The sequence below is a fragment of the Nocardia sp. NPDC047654 genome (assembly GCF_043205035.1).
GTDB lineage: Bacteria > Actinomycetota > Actinomycetes > Mycobacteriales > Mycobacteriaceae > Nocardia.
The window spans coordinates 90,909-106,800 of record NZ_JBIDDF010000001.1 but is presented as its reverse complement, the minus strand read 5'-3'; the positions used below and the strand labels follow the sequence as shown (position 1 = coordinate 106,800).

Genomic DNA, 15,892 nt, shown 5'->3' with positions numbered 1-15,892 from the left:
CGACCCAGGGCACGCACCGTCGCAGACAGTGCTGATCGGCGGTTGCGGCGCACAGTCTGCCGATCGGCAAAGACCCCTCGCTGACGCACGATCGCTTCGCTTGCCGCCGACGAGCCCGGTCGCCCGGATCGGATACCAGCCGCACCAGGCATGACGGACTCGGACGACGGCGACAGCGCGCCGGGCCGTTGGCGCGCTCCCAGGAAACACCCAGCTTGCTCGCAGGTTGCTCCGTGCCTGCGAGGCAATCATGGACTCATGACCGGCACCGAACCCGAAGCCCGCGTCCTCATCGTGGACGACGAACCGATGATCATCGAACTGCTCGCCGTGAGCTTGCGGTTCCAAGGGTTCGAGGTGGCTGCCGCGCTCAGCGGCACCGAGGCGCTGGATCGGGTGCGCGGATTCCGGCCGGACGCGTTGATCGTGGACGTGATGATGCCCGGCATGGACGGGTTCGGAATGCTGCGGCGGCTGCGCGCCGACGGGGTGACCGCGCCCGTGCTGTTCCTGACCGCCCGCGACGACGTAGACGACAAGCTCACCGGACTCACCCTCGGTGCGGACGACTATGTGACCAAGCCGTTCAGCCTGGAGGAGGTCATCGCGCGACTGCGAGTCATCCTGCGCCGCAGCGGAATACAGTCCGCTGACGCGGGCGTCAACCGGATGACGGTGGGCGATCTGGTGCTCGACGACGACAGTCACGAAGTGTGGAAGGCGGGTGCGCCGGTGTCGCTGTCGCCGACCGAGTTCACCCTGCTGCGCTACTTCATGGTCAACGCGGGCAAGGTGCTGAGCAAACCGAAAATCCTGGACCACGTCTGGCGCTACGACTTCGGCGGCGACGCGGGCGTGGTCGAGTCGTATGTGTCGTATCTGCGGCGCAAGGTCGACACCACCGAACCGAAACTGCTGCACACGCTGCGCGGCGTCGGTTACGTGCTGCGCGAACCCCAGGTGAGCCGCAGGTGAGCGTACGAACGGAACTCGCGCGGCGGATATCGGCGGTCCCGCTGCGGGTGGGGCTGGTGATCGTGCTGCTGCTGCTGACCGCGGCGGCGCTGTTCGCGTCGGGTGCGGCGGTGACCTCGGCGCTGAGCCGATCGCTGACCCAGCGCACCGACGAACAGCTCTACGACGCGGCGCGGTCCTGGGCACAGCCGCGTCCGATGCGGCAGGTGATCACCGGTGACGGTCGCACGCAATGGATTCCGGCGGATCTCCCGGCCGCGCCGGTGCAGCCGAGATCGGTGGGCGAGCAGCCGCGCCGGTTCTTCGAACTGCGCACGGGAGCCGACGGCCAGGTGTATCCGGACCCGCCCGGCGGCAACAGCGCCGCGGGGGCCCCGGATCTGGGCGGCCCGAGCGCCCAGACGCCGAGAACGGTGGATTCCTCGGACGATTCGCCGGTGCGCTGGCGGGTGCTGACCACGACCAACGAATACGGTTCCACCACCATCGGCCTGCCGCTGACCGACAACCAGGAGACGGTCTCGCGGCTGATCTTCTTCGAGGTCGGCACAGGGGCAGCGGCTCTGCTGGCCCTGGGCGCCGTCGGCTACCTGGTGATCCGGCGCAGCCTGCGGCCGCTGCGCGAGGTGGAGCAGACCGCGGCGGCGATCGCGAGCGGCGACCTGCACCGGCGGGTGCCGGTGCGCGGCGTCGACACCGAAGTCGACCATCTGGCGCGGTCGTTGAACGAGATGCTCGCGCAGATCCAGCACGGCGTTGCCGCGACCGAGGCCTCCGAGGAAGCCGCCCGCCGCTCGGAGGCGCGGATGCGCCGCTTCGTCGCCGACGCCAGCCACGAACTGCGCACGCCGCTGACCACGATTCGTGGTTTCGCCGAACTGTACCGGCAGGGCGCCAGCACCGATGCGGTAATGGTGGTCGGCCGGATCGAGGCCGAGGCCGAGCGCATGGGTGTGCTCGTCGAAGATCTGCTGCTGCTGGCGCGGCTGGACGAGAAGCGACCGCTGGAGCGCAGACCCGTCGACCTGCTCGCGCTCGCCGGCGACGCCGTGCACAACGCGCGGGCCATCGCCGCCCGCCAGAAGCCGTCGCCCGACGCGCCGGACCGTCCGATCACCCTGGTGATCGGCGAGGGCGAAGGAACCATGGACGTCGTCGGCGACGAGGCGCGCCTGCGCCAGGTCCTGGGCAACCTGTTGGGCAACGCCCTCACCCACACCCCGCGCGAAGCGGCGATCACGGTGCGGCTCACGGCCACGCCCGATCGCGTCCGCATCGATGTGATCGACACGGGCCCCGGCCTGTCGCCCGACGCCGCCGCGCGGGTATTCGAACGCTTCTACCGCGCGGACGCCTCACGCACCCGCACCAGCGGCGGCACCGGCCTCGGCCTGTCCATCGTCCAAGCGCTGGTAACCGCCCACGGCGGACGGGTCTCGGTCGACAGCGAACCGGGCCGCGGGGCGACCTTCACCGTGGTGTTGCCCCGTGAACCCGCCGATGCGCGGCCCACAGGAGAGTGGGCTCGATCCGGGTAGCACGGGTCCGCTCGGCGCGATCCCAGCCGGAACCTGCGCCGTGCCGATGCGCGGCGCCACCGAGTCGCCGATCGCGTGGTGGATGGCCTGGTTCGGCGGTGCGCATCGTATCGCCGGCGAAGTAGGCGGCCGCTCAGCGCGGCGCGGGTAGGAAGATGTCGTCGAGCGGGGCCATGGAGCCGGGGGCGGCGCCTTCTTCGGCGAACCATTCCCAGTGCATCACGCGGGCGAGGATCGGGGTGGGCAGGCGCAGGAGCCCTTTCGCGATGGTGGCGAAGCGGCTGGAGCCCTCGACGATCGAGCGGTGGGCGGCCAGGGCGGTTTTGCGTTGCGCGGCATGGGCGGCGACGTCGATGCGATGGGTGATCGCCGAGCGCGGAGTGAACAGCGAGGCCAGAACCGACGGGTCATACCGAAAGGGGACCCGCAATCGCTCCAGCGAACGAACGAGGCGCGTGTAGCCCTCGCGCGGCAAGGTGGCGTCCAGGACTCGCGACACACCGGCGAGTTCTGCCGCGCGCTTGCCCACCTGGTGCACGCGGACGTGGTCGCGATGCCCGTATCCGCCGTTGCGGTCGTAGCTGAGCAGAATTTCGGCGTGCTCCTCGCGCAGGATCGCGGCCAACCGCCGCGCCGCCTCCTCCGGATCCGCGCGGGCGAATCGCACCCGATCCGGCGGGTCGGCGTACAGCACCGCGCCGTGTCCGCTGTCGGCGTAGCCGAGGTGCACCACCCGGTGCACGCCGAGGGCGGCGGCGCTGGCCGCCAACTCGCCCAGGCGCAACGGCTCGCGGCCATCCAGATCCGCCATGTGGCCATCGGTGGCCACCACGATCACCGTCCGGTGCCGGGCGGCGGACAGCTTGGCCAGGGTCCCGCCGGTCAGCAGGGTCTCGTCGTCCGGGTGCGCGTGGAATGCCACAACGGTCGCCATCGCACCAGTGTGCCAAAGGCATTCACGATAGATCCTTGGCCAGCCGGGTCGCGCCGACGAGCATGTAGCCGCCGGTCAGGGCGACCATGGCGACCGCGGCCGGGCGCGGGGCGTCACTGCGTAGGAGGCGCACCCCACCGTGCGTGGTATCCAGGATGTCCACCAGCAACGCCAGACGCTGCCAGCGTGGCAGTTCCTCGGCGGGTGCGGTCAGATACCCCAGGCCCAGCGCGATCGCCCGTGCGCCGAAGATCCGGGTCATGTAGTCGAGTTCGGGCGTGGGGCGTACGCCGAGCGCCTTGGCCAACGTCCGTGGCGCCACGAGAGCGGCCGACCCCAGCGCGACCCGTCCGAGCGCCAGGCCGCGCAGCGCACCGGCCAGTGGGGAGCGGGTTTTCCGCATGCTGTTCGTCACCATCTCCCGAGCCTCGCCCATAACGCCGATCAGGTCGATTACCTGCGAGGTAATCGACCTGACGACGGTGTGGGGGAAGGGCTCAGGGCAGCGGCGCGTCTTCAGCGAACTCGCAGCTTCGAGTAAGGCTCCGGCGAGATCCGGGTGCGAGAGTGAGAGTCGGACACAGACTTCGACCGCCGGGCATTCGCCACGGCCTACCCTGAGGTCCTCTGCCATCCACCCCAGGAGAGGACAGCCGTGAAACTTCTCGTCACCGGCGGCGCCGGTTACATCGGCAGCGTCGTCGCGCACCAGCTCGTCGACGCGGGCCACGAAGTGGAGATTCTCGACGACCTGTCCACCGGCTTCCCGGAGAACCTTCCGGCGCGCGCGGCATTCCACCAGCTGCCGATCCACCGCGTCGCCGAGGTGCTCACCCCCGTGTCCGGCTTCGACGGCGTGCTGCACTTCGCGGCCAAGATCGAAGTCGCCGAATCGGTCGCGAATCCCGAAAAGTACTGGTGGAACAACATCGAAGGCTCGCTCGCCTTGCTGCGCGCCATACGCGCCGCCGGCACGCCGCGACTCATCTTCTCCAGCACCGGCTCGATGTACACCGGCGACGGGAGCACACCGTTCGACGAGAACGCCGAAGTGCGTCCGGCCAATCCGTACGCGGCGACCAAGGCGACCGTGGACATGATGATCGCGGGCGAGTGCGGCGCGAGCGAACTCGGCGCGGCGTCGCTGCGTTACTTCAACGCCTCCGGCGCCGTCGTCACGCACGACGCGCGGCTGGGCGAGCGGCACGACCCGGAGTCGCACTTGATCCCGATCCTGCTGCAAGCAGCGGCGGGACAACGTGATTCGTTCACGCTCTACGGCACCGACCATCCGACGCCGGACGGCACATGCATCCGCGACTACGTGCACGTGGCCGACCTCGCCGCCGCTCATCTGCTGGCGCTGGAGGCCGTCCGCCCCGGCGAATACGAGGTGTACAACCTCGGCAACGGCAGCGGCTACTCCAACCGGCAGGTGCTCGACACGGTGCGGGAGGTCACCGGTCGCGACTTCCCGGTCCACGACGGCCCGCGCAGGCCGGGCGATCCCGCCGTCTGCGTGGCCGCCAGCGGCAAAGCGGGCACACGGCTCGGCTGGAAGCCACAGCGACCGGATCTGGCCGACATCGTCTCCGACGCATGGCACTTCCACCGGTCGGTGTACGGCGACTGATCGACCGAGCAACGTTTCGGCATATTTTTCGTGTAGTCCCGGGCAACCTCCATTCGCGCGCCCGGGCATCGCGAGTCGATCAGAGAATGAGCAAAATCAGCGCCTTCTGCAGGGTGTCCATGATGCGGCCGATGGTGATCGCGATTTCGACGGTGCCCACGACAGGCCCCTTTCCTCGGACATGGCAAATCCACGACCCATCAATTCAAGCGCGCGCGAACGCGATTCGCCAAGCGCGCGCCGGGTCGCGTTCGGGCGGCTCGGCGAGGTTCATCCACGGCGCCCCGCTCGTCGAATCATCTGTGTCGCGCGACCGGTCGCGACAGCGGGGCGGATCAGCGCACCGCTGAGGCATTTCGATACATCGACAGGAGCACAGGTGACGTCGTCGCAACCGTTGGTCCGGGAGGACTCGCACGACTGTTCTCGGCATGCGGCCGACACGGTCGGGCAAGCCGCGGCGGTACTCGGCGTGCTCCATCGAATCCCCGCCGACCACGCGGAGGTCTCCGCGCGCCTGGCGCTGCTCGCCGATCGCAGTGCCGACATCGCGTGCGAACTGCTCGGCGAGTCGGCAGGCCGGTGCGCGCTCGGCCGGGCGCTGCACAGCGTCGTCATCCACCTCCGGACGACGGCCGAGCTCGCCGACCGGCACCGCGTGACAGTGCTTGCCGACGAACTCGTCGAGGTCATCGGCATAGTGCAGGAGTGCGGGCAGAACACGGCCCGAACCTTCGCGACGCCGCTGGATTCCGTGTGGGCGGCGCACTACCGCGCCGAGATCCTGCGACTGGCCGACGACGCCGACGACGCTTTCCGCCGCCTGTTCGCGCGGTGGTACTTCGACACCGACGACCTGACGACAGTGGCCGGTATGCGGGAGGTCGGCGACGAACTGGAGAACGTGGTGCGAGCCTTCGAGTCGGTCGCCGATGCCGCGGTGGCCGCGGACCGGCCGGGTGAGCCACCCAGGTGACCGTTCGCGGCCACTACATTCCGACGAAATCGATGATCGGCGCCGGGTAGTCCGCCGGATCGATCTGCTCCCGCCACGGCCGGTGGACGCGCGCACCGGGCAGGTGCGCCAACTCGGGGATCCAACGCCGGACGTACGCGCCGTCCGGGTCGTAACGCTCGGCTTGGCGCAGCGGGTTGAGCACCCGATTCGGCCTGGTGTCGGTCCCTGTCCCCGCGACCCACTGCCAGTTGAGCTGGTTGTTGGCCAGATCGCCGTCCACCAGCCAGCGCAAGAAGTGCTCCGCCCCCACCCGCCAGTCGACGCGCAGCGACTTGGTCAGGAAACTGGCCGTGATCAGCCGCGCCCGGTTGTGCATCCAGCCCTCCGCGCGCAGCTGCCGCATGCCCGCGTCCACGATCGGATGCCCCGTGCGCCCCTCCCGCCAGGCGTCGACGGCTTGCGGGTCCTCGCGCCAGCGGATGTCGCGGGCACGATAGTCCGACCAGGCCGCGGACGGGCGGGCGGCCAGCAACTGGTGGTGGAAGTCCCGCCAGGCCAGCTGCCGGGCGAACGCGCGCCCGCCCTCGGTGGACAGGTCGACCCGGTGCACCAGCTCCACCGGGGACACGCAGCCGAAATGCAGATACGGCGACAGCCGCGAGGTGGCATCGGCGGCGAGGTCGTCGTTGTCACGCGCGTAGTGCTCGACCGGCCCGGACAGCCAGTCGCGCATCATCTTTCGTCCCGTCGTCGCACCGCCCACCGCCAGTCGCGGCGATGTCCGGCCCGCGCACAGCTCCCCCGCGTCCGGCAGCGGCAGGCTCGACACCCCCGGCACCGTGAGGCCACGCGGCGTGCCGAGCGGTGTGCGCCGCGGCACTTCGGACCAACGCCGGAAATACGGGCTGAAGACGGCGAAGTGGTCGCGCCCGGTGGCGGGCAGCAGCGCTTCCCGATCGGCGGCGGTGATGGTGGCGGGATGCGTGTGCAGCAGACAGTCGCGGCGCCCGAGGCGTTCGCGCAGAGCGCGCTCCCGGCGGCGGCTGTAGCCGCTGACGTCGGCGGCGACGTGCACGCTCTCCGCGTGCACCTGGGCGACCACGCGATCGACCTCCGCGGCCACGTCCCCGCGACGCAGGACCAGGTTGCCGCCGATGGCGCGCAGTTCGTCGTCCAGCTCGGCCAGAGCGGCGGCGAGGAACCGGGCACGGTTCGGTGCGGCGAAGCGGCCGGAGAGGATGGCGTCGTCCAGCACGAACAACGGCACCACCGCGGCCCCCTCCCGGTGCGCGGCGGTCAGCACCGGGTTGTCCCGCACCCGCAGGTCGCGGGTGAACAGAGCGATCGTGACGGTCATCGCGCACCCACCCGTCGTACGGCACGAATTCTCATCCTCGGGTCTCCTCACCGGAAGGTGCGGTCGCGCTCGGCGCCCGTGAGGGCCGCGCCGGCGCGGCATCGGGCGGCTCAGCCCTACCGCCGACGACGCGACCCTCGCGGGCGCCGAGCATCCCGGATCACCCCGCGCAGAGTGGGACGATGCGCGACTCACCGCCCGTCGTCGGCGAGGTCAGGTACAGGCACGGGTTCTGACCGGCCGCGGTGATCGCCGTGCGCACCTGCTGCCAGGCATCGGCGTCCAGCGAAGCCGCGCGAGCCAGGACGAACCCGGAAATCCGGCTCGGGTCGGTGACCACCGCCCACGAGTAGTCCGGGCCGAGTGCGGTGACGATGTAGTTGGTCGGCCCTTCCCGGCGATCCTGGGTGGGCACGCCGGGGAAGCTGACGTGCAGCTGCGCCCCGGTCTCCCGATCGTTGACCGTCGCGGTGCCGTTGATCTCGTTGCGCGTGTTCGCCCACGTGGTGCAGGTGTTGCGCACCGCGATGTCGCCCTGCGGATCGAGTGCGTAATTCGCCTGCGTGTCGCGCGCGCAGTCCAGATTGAAGTATTGCGGGACCGCGGCGAGCTGACGCCAGGTGCCCATGTATCGCTCCAGCTCGAGCCGCGGCACCGGCGCCGGCCCGTCGGCCGGGCTGGGCGCCGCGGCGGAACCGCCCGCCGCCAGCGCCGTCGCGGACAGTGCCGACACCACCCCGGCGAGCAGGCGGGGCGACCTACGCAGCAGATTGCGACGATGCACGCTAACTCCTAGAAATCGGCGACGCTGTCCACATTAGCACAGAACGATGCATAATTGATGCAACTATTCTTTTCCGGAGGACCGATGACGCGGAGGACAGCGCACCGTATCGGCGGCCGCGTGAGCGCAGCTGCTCACCACCCTGAATGCCGGCGACCGGCACTCGCGCGTCCGCGCCAGGACCGCCCGGCGGCCCGCGCTGAACGGCCCGCCGCGAAATCGAGTTCGGCGTGACGTCATCGCGCGGACCCACCGACAACCCGGGCGGGACGGATCCCATCGCCGGCGACGGGCAGAATAGGGCGATGCCCGCCGGTCCCGCCCCCGTGTCCGACGCGGCCGGATACACGGTGCGCGCGGTCGCCGAACGTCTCGGTATCCCGACCGCGACGTTGCGCAGCTGGAATCGCCGCTACGACATCGGTCCACCGCAACACCGCCCGGGTAAGCACCGCCTCTACACCGAGGCCGACATCGCCATGCTGGAGCGGATGCTGACCCTGATCCGCGCGGGTGCGAGCCCGGCGGGCGCGGCGGCGGCGGTGCGCGGACCCGCGCCCACGCTCGGCCGCCGGGAATCGCTGCTGGCCGCGGCTTTCGCGCTGGACACCACCGCGGTCTCCGGCCAGCTCGAAGCGCACGTGCGCGCGTTCGGCGTGGTGGACACCTGGGACCTGCTGTGCCGCCCCGCTTTCGCCGATATCGTCGACCGCCAGCTCGGTGGCGAGGGATGCATCGATGTCGAGCATCTGCTGTCCTGGTGCGTCATCTCGGTGCTGCACCGGACGAACCCGCCGTCGGTGGCCGACGGCACGACGCCGGTGGTGCTCGCCTGCACCAGCGGAGAGACGCATTCGCTTCCACTGGAGGTGCTGCGCGCGGCCCTCGCCGAACGCGGCGCCGGAGCGCGGATGCTCGGCGCCGACGTGCCCGCCGCCGCGCTTACCGACACCCTGGCCCGGTTCGACCGTCCCGCCGCCGTACTGCTGTGGTCGCAGCAGGAGTCCACGGCGTTGACCTCCGCCGTCCGCGCCTGCCTCGACGCGGGCGCGCGCGTGCTCGTCGGCGGCCCCGGATGGGAGGCGGTCTTCCTCCCCGAAGGCGTGGAACGAGTCGACAGCCTGCTCGACGCCGCCGACCGGCTCGCCTGAACGCACAACTCGGCTTCGACGTGGACGGCCGTGGGCCAATCCATCGCCGGACCCCATACGAATCCCATCCCGACACACGTCGGGCTCAGGGCCCCACCGGGCAAGTAGCTTGCTTCACGCACTTCATTCGATGCGAAATCAATGCATCTACCGATTGGAGACCGTTGCGGCTGAGTGAGCCGCAATGTTCGAGCACACGTCGTCGCACTCGGCACCGATCCGATCTGCCGATGCCGCTATCTCGCCTGCGCCGAAGCCGGGTCCCACAGCCGCTACCCCAACGGGAGCACCTAGGGCCCGGCTGGGACCAGGTCCTCCCGAGTCACCCCGCGGCCCTGCCGAGCAGATGACGCAGCGCCGGTTCCAGGGCCGGGGCGCGGAATCGGTGACCGGCTTCGGTCAGACGGGTGGGAACGACGCGCTGACTCGCGGACGCCACTTCCCGGTTCCCTTCGCGGCCCAACAGGAACGCGGGACCGAACCCGGGTACCGGGAACAGCGCGGGCCGGTGCAGCACGCGCGCAAGGACCTTGGTGTACTCCGCGTTGCGAACAGGTTGCGGGGCAACGGCATTGACCGCTCCGGACAGGCCGGCGTCCCAGAGCGCCCGATGGTAGACGTCGATCAGGTCATCGATCCCGATCCACGACAGCCACTGTCGCCCGCCGCCGATGCGCCCGCCCAGCCCCGCCGTGAACAGCGGGCGTAACAGTCGCAGCGTGCCGCCGCGCGGGGACTGCACGATCCCGGTACGCACGCGCACCACCCGCACACCCGCTTCGGCGGCGGGCACCGTCGCGGCCTCCCACCCCTCGACCACGTCGGCAAGGAAGCCGTCACCGCGCATCGACCGCTCGGTCAGCGTCTCGTCGCCGCGATCGGCGCCGTAGTAGCCGATCGCGGAGGCGCTGACGAAGACCGGCACCGCCGCGCGCGCCGCCACTTCGGCGAGTCTCCGGGTCGGCCCGATCCGGCTGTCCGCGATCGCGCGCTTGTGCCCCGCGGTGAATCGGCCCGCGATGGAGGCCCCGGCCAGATGCACCACCGCGTCCACGCCGTCCAGCAGATCCGGCGCGGGATCCGCGGGATCCCATCGTCTTTCGTCCGCGGCGCGCGGCGCGTGCCGGACCAGCCGCACCACACGATGCCCGCCGGTGGACAGGAATGCGGTCAGCGCCGAACCGACCAGGCCGGACGCTCCGGTCACCGCGACGGTTCTGGACACGAAACCCTCCCCCGCCGCCCGCGCGTGCGCCGCGAGGTCGTCGGCGAGCTGCCGGTGGCGGTAGGCGAACATGGGCCGAAGGACCGTGGCGGGCACCGGCGCGTCCACGCGGTCGACCACCCGGGTATGTGTCCGGTCGACGACCTCGAAATCGTGGGTGTGCCGCCACGGCAGCAGTCCGGCCGGCAGCGAGCCGACGCCGTCGACGGTGACCGCGTCGACGAACCGGCGCGGCGGGTCGTACTCGCCGGGATCGTGCCGGGCCACCCAGCGCAGGCCACCGGGCAATCCGAGCACCGCCTGCCCGTCGGACAGCGAGTCCGACTCGGCGCGCGGTGACACCGGCTGCCACGGCGGCGCCAGGCGGGTCAGCGCGCCGGGGCGGGCGTGCCAGGCGAACACCTCGGACCGGGGTAGATCGATGACGCTCGCGTACTCGATACCCATGACCCGACTGTAGCCCGAAACCGACCCGATGCAGCGTTTCTGCATCGTTCCTCGACTCACAATCTCATAAACCACAGGAAACGGTCGATGAACAGGTCGTCCGATGCAATTCGTTGGCTCGAAACCCCTCGACCAGCAGGGCCGCGGGTCAGACCACGAAGGGGATCAACGCTTTCCGGTCCGCCGGATAGTCGGCGAACTTCTCCCGGTACCACTTGTGCGTGGCGAAGGCGCGCGGTACCAGATTGCCCGCCGTGATCAGGAAGATCACCACGCCGGCCAACGACCACGTCGCCAGCGCGAAGCCCGCCCAGGCGATCAACTCACCCAGGTAGGCCGGACTGCTGACGAATCGGAACCCCGCGCCGTGCGGAATCCGGTATTCGGCGGCGCCCGGATCGTTCTTGTCCCGCAGGTTGCGCACGATCGATTCCGAGCGCACCAGCAACACGAACCCGCCCAGATAGACGACGAGCCCGAGCAGGAACCGCGGATCGGTCAACCACTCCGGTCCGTACTGATCGAGATAATCGTGACCGAACAAGGTGCCGTTGAGATAGCCGTGCAGTGCCGTGACGAACATGCCCGCGGCGAGCACCGAGATGTTGAAACTGCTCCGCTTGCCTGGCATCTGCCGGATGGACAGCGGGAAGAACCAGCCACGGTTGCCGTAGTGCAACACCCAGATCGCGGCGAGCGCCAAGGAGGTGGGTTCGAAGCGGTTCGGGCCCGCGAGGTAGCAGATCGCGAAGATCACCGTCGCCGGAATCTCCATCAACCACCAGCCCAGCTTGGGATCGAGATTGAAACCGATCTCGGTCGAGGCGAACCGCCCGTAGGGACTCTGCGCGAAGAAGCCGCCGACGACGACCAACGCCGCGAACGCCAAGCCGATCGTCAGTACGGTGTCGTAGGCGGTGTTCCCGGTATACCAGTCCATCGAGTTCCCTTGCCGTGCGGAGGCGACCGGCGTGAAACCGGAACGCGACGCCAAAACTAGAACTTGTTCTACCATGTGTCCAGTCCCGGCTCGTTGTCAACGGAGGTATTGCCCATGCCCCTGGATCCCTCGGCCGCGGCGCTGCTCGCGGCCGTCGAGGCGTCGCCGCGCGCGGTCGCCGCGCACGACAGGTCCGCGTGGGTCGACCTGTTCGCCCCCGGCGCGGAGGTCAACGACCCAGTGGGATCCCGCCCGCACGTCGGCCGCGCCGCCATCGAACGGTTCTACGACACCTTCATCGGGCCGAACACCATCGCGTTCCGGGTCGACCGCGACCTGGTCCATCCGCCGATGGTGGTGCGCGATCTGACCATCGTCACCACGATGTCCACCGGCGCCACCGTCAACGTCCCGATGCATCTGCGCTACCGGCTGGTCGAGCGGGACGGCGCGTGGCGGATCGCCTACCTGGCCGCGCATTGGGAGCTGGCGGGCATGATCTGGCAACTGCTGCGCACCGGGCTGCCCGGATTCGCCGCCGCCCTGAAGCTCGGGCCGCAACTGATCGTCAACCAGGGCGTCGGCGGGGCGCTGGGCATGCTACAGGCGCTCGGCGGCGTGGGTCGTCGCGGAAAGCGCGCCACGACAGGGCTTTTCGCTGCCGCTGCGAGCACCGACCTGAGCCGCGTGCGCGAGTTGCTCGGCGATCGGGCCGATCTCGAGTTGCCCGCGGGCACGCCGGTATCGGTGGAGGAATTCACGAATCGGGTGCGCAACATGCGCTGGAGCAAGGTGATCGCCGCGGGCCGCACCGTCACGGCGAGTGTGCGGCTCGGCGCGGTAGCCGGAGTCGCGGTCGTGGAGTTCGCGATCGGCAGCGACAGCATCGCGAGTGTGACGTTCTATCTCGACGGTGACTGACCCCGGATCGTCCGCCGCCGCACCCGGCTACCGCATCGCGCTCAGGACGTGAGCTGTCCCGCGCATTCCACCGTCCGGCCGGTTGTCGGAACTTCGACCACCTCGGACACCGGTGCCGCATGCTCGGTCCAGCCGGGCGGACCGAAAACGTATCCGAGCCGCCCGCGCCAGGTGCTCGCTCCGCGCACGTCGCGGATCAGCGCGGCCAATTCGTGATAGTTGACCTTCAGCGGGTTGTCGGTGCCGATGTTCTTGGTGAGGCCGTATCGGACCGGTTCCGATTCGGCGGCGAAGCTGCCGAACATCCGATCCCAGATGATGAGGATGCCGCCGTAGTTCTTGTCGATATAGGGCTTGTTCGAGCCGTGATGGACACGGTGGTGCGACGGCGTGTTGAACAGGAACTCGATCGGGCGTGGCAGCGTCCGGACGCGCTGGGTGTGGATCGGGAACTGGTACAGCAGCCCGATGCCCTGCAACAAGAAGATCATCCAGGCCGGGAACCCCAGTAGCGCAGCGGGCACCCACGCCAGCCCGCGCAGGATGTTGGGGACCGGATGCAGCCAGGAGAGGCGGATCGCGGTGGAGAGGTTGAAGTACTCGCTCGAGTGGTGCACGTTGTGCGCGGTCCACATCAGCCGCACCCGATGGTCGGCGCGATGCGCCCAGTAGTAGCAGAGATCCGTGACGATCAGTCCGAGTACCCAGACCCACCACGAGCGCGGCGAGAGGTGCAGCGGAGTGATCGCGGCGGCGCCGACCACCGCCGAGAACGGCAACAGATACTGCATCAGCGGTTTCACCAGCCGGCCCAGGGTGAACGTCGCGATGTTGGACGCGGTGTCGCGGGCCGACCCGCTGTTGCCGGATCGGTCGGGATCTCGCCGGTAGGCGATCCATTCCACCAGCATGAGCACCGCGAACGCGGGAATGGCATAGCTCAACAACTCCACACGGCCCATGAGTTCTCCTTCATCGTCCACCGTCGGCTTCGACGCTACGGCTGCGCGGCCGCGAGAACATCGCGCCGACGAGGGATCGCGCGTCCCCCGCGCGGGGGACGCGGGCGGCTCGGTTGGCGGGCACAGTGAGTGGTCGGCGTCCCCGGCGCGGCCGGGCGCACTCGCTAGGATCGCCGCGTGACTCGACGCTGAACCGGACGGAGGCGGTGGCGAACTGTTGGATGTGAGCAGGTCGCTGGCCCGGCAGTCGGTCGTGGTCGCCGTCGCTGCGGCCTTGATCGACGCGGTGGTGCTGGGGCTGTGCGGCGTATTCGCCGTTGCACCGTGGCAGACAGCCGCCGCGATCACCGCGATCGTCGCCGCCGATCTGGCCTTGGCCGCGCCGCCCCGGACCGCCGGGGTGGTGGCGGTGGCGCAGGTGCTCGTGCGATTGCTGGCCGCACTGCTGCTGCACCGCCACGGGTTCCCGGTGCGGTTCGCGGACGTGGGTTTCCTGGTGGCCGGATATCGCGCGGGGGCATGGCTCGCCGGGCCGAAATCCGTGCTGACCATGCTGCTGCTGTGCGGCGGCGTGGCCACGGCCCACGTGCTCACCGGCAGCAATGCCGCCCAGGACTGGCGGCTGCTGCTCGCCTCCACGGTCGCCGCGGGATGTGTGCCTTGGCTGGTCGGCCGTTACACAGCCGCGCGCGGCGCCTACATCGCCGACCTCGAGCAGCGGGCCCGGTTGCGACAGCAGGAGCACCGGGCGGCTCTGGAGCGAGCGGTCACCGAAGAGCGGGCGGCCATCGCCCGCGACCTGCACGACGTGATATCGCATCACGTCAGCGCGATCGGCATCCACGCCGGCGCCGCCAGGCTGGCGCTGGGCGGTTCGGCGACCCCCGCCGCCGCACGATCGCTGTCCGCGGTGGAATCCAGCAGCCGCGCCGCGATGGTCGATCTGCGCCGCCAGCTCGATCTGTTGCACGGACGCGACGACGACGGGCAGCGCCAGCCGGGACTCGCCGACATCGACGGGCTGATCGAGCACGTCCGCGCGGCCGGGCTCGAGATCGAGACGACCGTGCGCGGGGACGCGGTCGAACTGCCCGACTCGCTGAACATCACCTTGTACCGCATCGTGCAGGAGATGCTGACCAACGCGCTGCGGCACGGGGACGGCACGCACGCGCGACTGGACGTGGAGTACCTGCCGAAGCGGGTGGTGCTGCGCACGACCAATCCCCTCGCCCGCGAACCGGCCGCCGCCGACACCTCGGTCCCGCGTGGCCTCAACGGGATCCGCCGCCGCGCCGAGCTGTTCGGCGGCGAACTGGACTACGGCAGCGACGCCGCGCAGTGGCACACCACGGTGTCCGTGCCGATCGGAGGATCGTGAACCCACCCATCCGCGTCCTGATCGCCGACGACCACAGCATGTTCCGCTCCGGCCTGCGCGCCGTCGTCGACAGCCAGACGGACCTCGATTGCGTCGCCGAAGTGAGCGACGGCCGCGCCGCCATCACCGAGACCGCCCGGCTGCGACCGGATGTCGCGATCCTCGATGTCCGGATGCCGAAGCTGGACGGGCTGGCAGCCACCGGCGCGATCGTCGCCGCGGGCGGAACGCACGTCCTGGTGCTCACCACCTACGACAGCGACGCCAACCTGTATCGCGCCTTGCAGGCGGGTGCGAGCGGGTTCCTGCTGAAAAGCCTGCCGCCCGAGGAGTTGGTCACGGCCATCCGGATCGCGGCACGCGGCGACGCGCTAATCGATCCCTCGATGACCCGCCGCCTGGTCTCCCGCTTCGCGAGCACGCTCGCACCGCCGCGCACCCCGCAGGAAGTCCACCAGCTCACCGCTCGTGAACTCGAGGTACTGCTCCTGCTGGCCGACGCGCGCAGCAATGCCGAGATCGCCGCACAACTGGGCGTCGGCGAGGAGACGGTGAAGACCCACGTCTCCCGTATCCTCGCCAAACTCGGTGTGCGCGATCGCATCCACGCCGTCGTCTACGCCCATCAGCACGGGCTGGTCACGCCGGAGTAGGCGCGCTCGCCCGTGCCGCCGAGACGCGGGACC

The 15,892-nt window shown here is 70.0% G+C and carries 15 protein-coding genes; 8 read left to right on the top strand and 7 right to left on the bottom strand.

Going from position 1 to position 15,892, the window contains the following annotated elements; genetic code table 11:
- Positions 1-258: 258 nt before the first annotated feature.
- The gene (locus tag ACGF7Y_RS00490) at positions 259-975 is read left to right on the top strand and encodes a response regulator transcription factor (RefSeq protein WP_393227876.1); all 717 of its coding nucleotides are present in this window, start codon (positions 259-261) and stop codon (positions 973-975) included.
- Positions 972-2,513 carry a sensor histidine kinase gene (locus tag ACGF7Y_RS00485; RefSeq protein ID WP_393227874.1) on the top strand — a complete coding sequence of 514 codons (1,542 nt, stop codon included), beginning with the start codon at positions 972-974 and terminating at the stop codon, positions 2,511-2,513. The genes ACGF7Y_RS00490 and ACGF7Y_RS00485 overlap by 4 nt, the downstream gene beginning before the upstream one ends.
- A gap of 133 nt (positions 2,514-2,646) precedes the next feature.
- Here the strand turns inward: ACGF7Y_RS00485 and ACGF7Y_RS00480 are convergent, their stop codons facing one another.
- A complete protein-coding gene (locus ACGF7Y_RS00480; protein WP_393227872.1) occupies positions 2,647-3,447 on the bottom strand; it encodes a PIG-L deacetylase family protein in 801 nt (266 codons plus the stop codon).
- 22 nt (positions 3,448-3,469) lie between these two features.
- On the bottom strand, positions 3,470-3,865 hold the full coding sequence (locus ACGF7Y_RS00475) for a hypothetical protein (protein WP_393227870.1): 396 nt from the start codon (positions 3,863-3,865) through the stop codon (positions 3,470-3,472).
- Positions 3,866-4,102: 237 nt separating this feature from the next.
- Between ACGF7Y_RS00475 and galE the strand changes: the two genes are divergently transcribed.
- Together galE and ACGF7Y_RS00465 are read left to right on the top strand one after the other, a co-directional pair.
- Positions 4,103-5,080 carry a UDP-glucose 4-epimerase GalE gene (gene galE, locus ACGF7Y_RS00470; RefSeq protein ID WP_393227868.1) on the top strand — a complete coding sequence of 326 codons (978 nt, stop codon included), beginning with the start codon at positions 4,103-4,105 and terminating at the stop codon, positions 5,078-5,080.
- A 379-nt stretch (positions 5,081-5,459) separates the two neighbouring features.
- Positions 5,460-6,056 carry a hypothetical protein gene (locus ACGF7Y_RS00465; RefSeq protein ID WP_393227866.1) on the top strand — a complete coding sequence of 199 codons (597 nt, stop codon included), beginning with the start codon at positions 5,460-5,462 and terminating at the stop codon, positions 6,054-6,056.
- Positions 6,057-6,069: 13 nt separating this feature from the next.
- On the opposite strand, the gene ACGF7Y_RS00460 is transcribed toward ACGF7Y_RS00465, so the two are convergent.
- Both ACGF7Y_RS00460 and ACGF7Y_RS00455 read right to left on the bottom strand, forming a co-directional pair.
- Entirely contained in the window at positions 6,070-7,395 is a 1,326-nt protein-coding gene (locus tag ACGF7Y_RS00460; RefSeq protein WP_393227864.1) for a cryptochrome/photolyase family protein, read from the bottom strand.
- A gap of 160 nt (positions 7,396-7,555) precedes the next feature.
- Entirely contained in the window at positions 7,556-8,179 is a 624-nt protein-coding gene (locus ACGF7Y_RS00455) for a lipocalin family protein (protein ID WP_393227862.1), read from the bottom strand.
- 305 nt (positions 8,180-8,484) lie between these two features.
- On the opposite strand from ACGF7Y_RS00455, the gene ACGF7Y_RS00450 reads away from it, so the two are divergent.
- Entirely contained in the window at positions 8,485-9,330 is an 846-nt protein-coding gene (locus ACGF7Y_RS00450) for a MerR family transcriptional regulator (RefSeq protein ID WP_393227860.1), read from the top strand.
- Between the two features lie 322 nt (positions 9,331-9,652).
- Here the strand turns inward: ACGF7Y_RS00450 and ACGF7Y_RS00445 are convergent, their stop codons facing one another.
- Complete coding sequence (locus ACGF7Y_RS00445; protein ID WP_393227858.1) at positions 9,653-11,002, bottom strand: TIGR01777 family oxidoreductase; 1,350 nt, start codon at positions 11,000-11,002, stop codon at positions 9,653-9,655.
- A 148-nt stretch (positions 11,003-11,150) separates the two neighbouring features.
- The gene (locus ACGF7Y_RS00440; protein ID WP_393227856.1) at positions 11,151-11,942 is read right to left on the bottom strand and encodes a 3-oxo-5-alpha-steroid 4-dehydrogenase; all 792 of its coding nucleotides are present in this window, start codon (positions 11,940-11,942) and stop codon (positions 11,151-11,153) included.
- Between the two features lie 114 nt (positions 11,943-12,056).
- On the opposite strand from ACGF7Y_RS00440, the gene ACGF7Y_RS00435 reads away from it, so the two are divergent.
- Positions 12,057-12,863, top strand: coding sequence for a nuclear transport factor 2 family protein (locus ACGF7Y_RS00435; RefSeq protein ID WP_393227854.1), 807 nt, complete (start codon positions 12,057-12,059; stop codon positions 12,861-12,863).
- A gap of 41 nt (positions 12,864-12,904) precedes the next feature.
- On the opposite strand, the gene ACGF7Y_RS00430 is transcribed toward ACGF7Y_RS00435, so the two are convergent.
- Entirely contained in the window at positions 12,905-13,825 is a 921-nt protein-coding gene (locus ACGF7Y_RS00430) for a sterol desaturase family protein (RefSeq protein WP_393227852.1), read from the bottom strand.
- Between the two features lie 223 nt (positions 13,826-14,048).
- On the opposite strand from ACGF7Y_RS00430, the gene ACGF7Y_RS00425 reads away from it, so the two are divergent.
- Together ACGF7Y_RS00425 and ACGF7Y_RS00420 are read left to right on the top strand one after the other, a co-directional pair.
- Complete coding sequence (locus tag ACGF7Y_RS00425) at positions 14,049-15,206, top strand: sensor histidine kinase (protein ID WP_393230836.1); 1,158 nt, start codon at positions 14,049-14,051, stop codon at positions 15,204-15,206.
- A complete protein-coding gene (locus ACGF7Y_RS00420) occupies positions 15,203-15,859 on the top strand; it encodes a response regulator (RefSeq protein ID WP_393227850.1) in 657 nt (218 codons plus the stop codon). Before ACGF7Y_RS00425 ends, ACGF7Y_RS00420 begins: the two co-directional genes overlap by 4 nt.
- Positions 15,860-15,892: the final 33 nt, after the last annotated feature.

Excerpts from the sequence above, each read along its gene's own strand:
- ACGF7Y_RS00430 (WP_393227852.1), bottom strand. The coding sequence starts at position 13,825 with ATGGGCCGTGTGGAGTTGTTGAGCTATGCCATTCCCGCGTTCGCGGTG.
- ACGF7Y_RS00490 (WP_393227876.1), top strand. The coding sequence starts at position 259 with ATGACCGGCACCGAACCCGAAGCCCGCGTCCTCATCGTGGACGACGAA.
- ACGF7Y_RS00475 (WP_393227870.1), bottom strand. The coding sequence starts at position 3,865 with ATGGTGACGAACAGCATGCGGAAAACCCGCTCCCCACTGGCCGGTGCG.
- ACGF7Y_RS00445 (WP_393227858.1), bottom strand. The coding sequence starts at position 11,002 with ATGGGTATCGAGTACGCGAGCGTCATCGATCTACCCCGGTCCGAGGTG.
- ACGF7Y_RS00440 (WP_393227856.1), bottom strand. The coding sequence starts at position 11,942 with ATGGACTGGTATACCGGGAACACCGCCTACGACACCGTACTGACGATC.
- ACGF7Y_RS00460 (WP_393227864.1), bottom strand. The coding sequence starts at position 7,395 with ATGACCGTCACGATCGCTCTGTTCACCCGCGACCTGCGGGTGCGGGAC.
- ACGF7Y_RS00450 (WP_393227860.1), top strand. The coding sequence starts at position 8,485 with ATGCCCGCCGGTCCCGCCCCCGTGTCCGACGCGGCCGGATACACGGTG.
- ACGF7Y_RS00435 (WP_393227854.1), top strand. The coding sequence starts at position 12,057 with ATGCCCCTGGATCCCTCGGCCGCGGCGCTGCTCGCGGCCGTCGAGGCG.
- ACGF7Y_RS00480 (WP_393227872.1), bottom strand. The coding sequence starts at position 3,447 with ATGGCGACCGTTGTGGCATTCCACGCGCACCCGGACGACGAGACCCTG.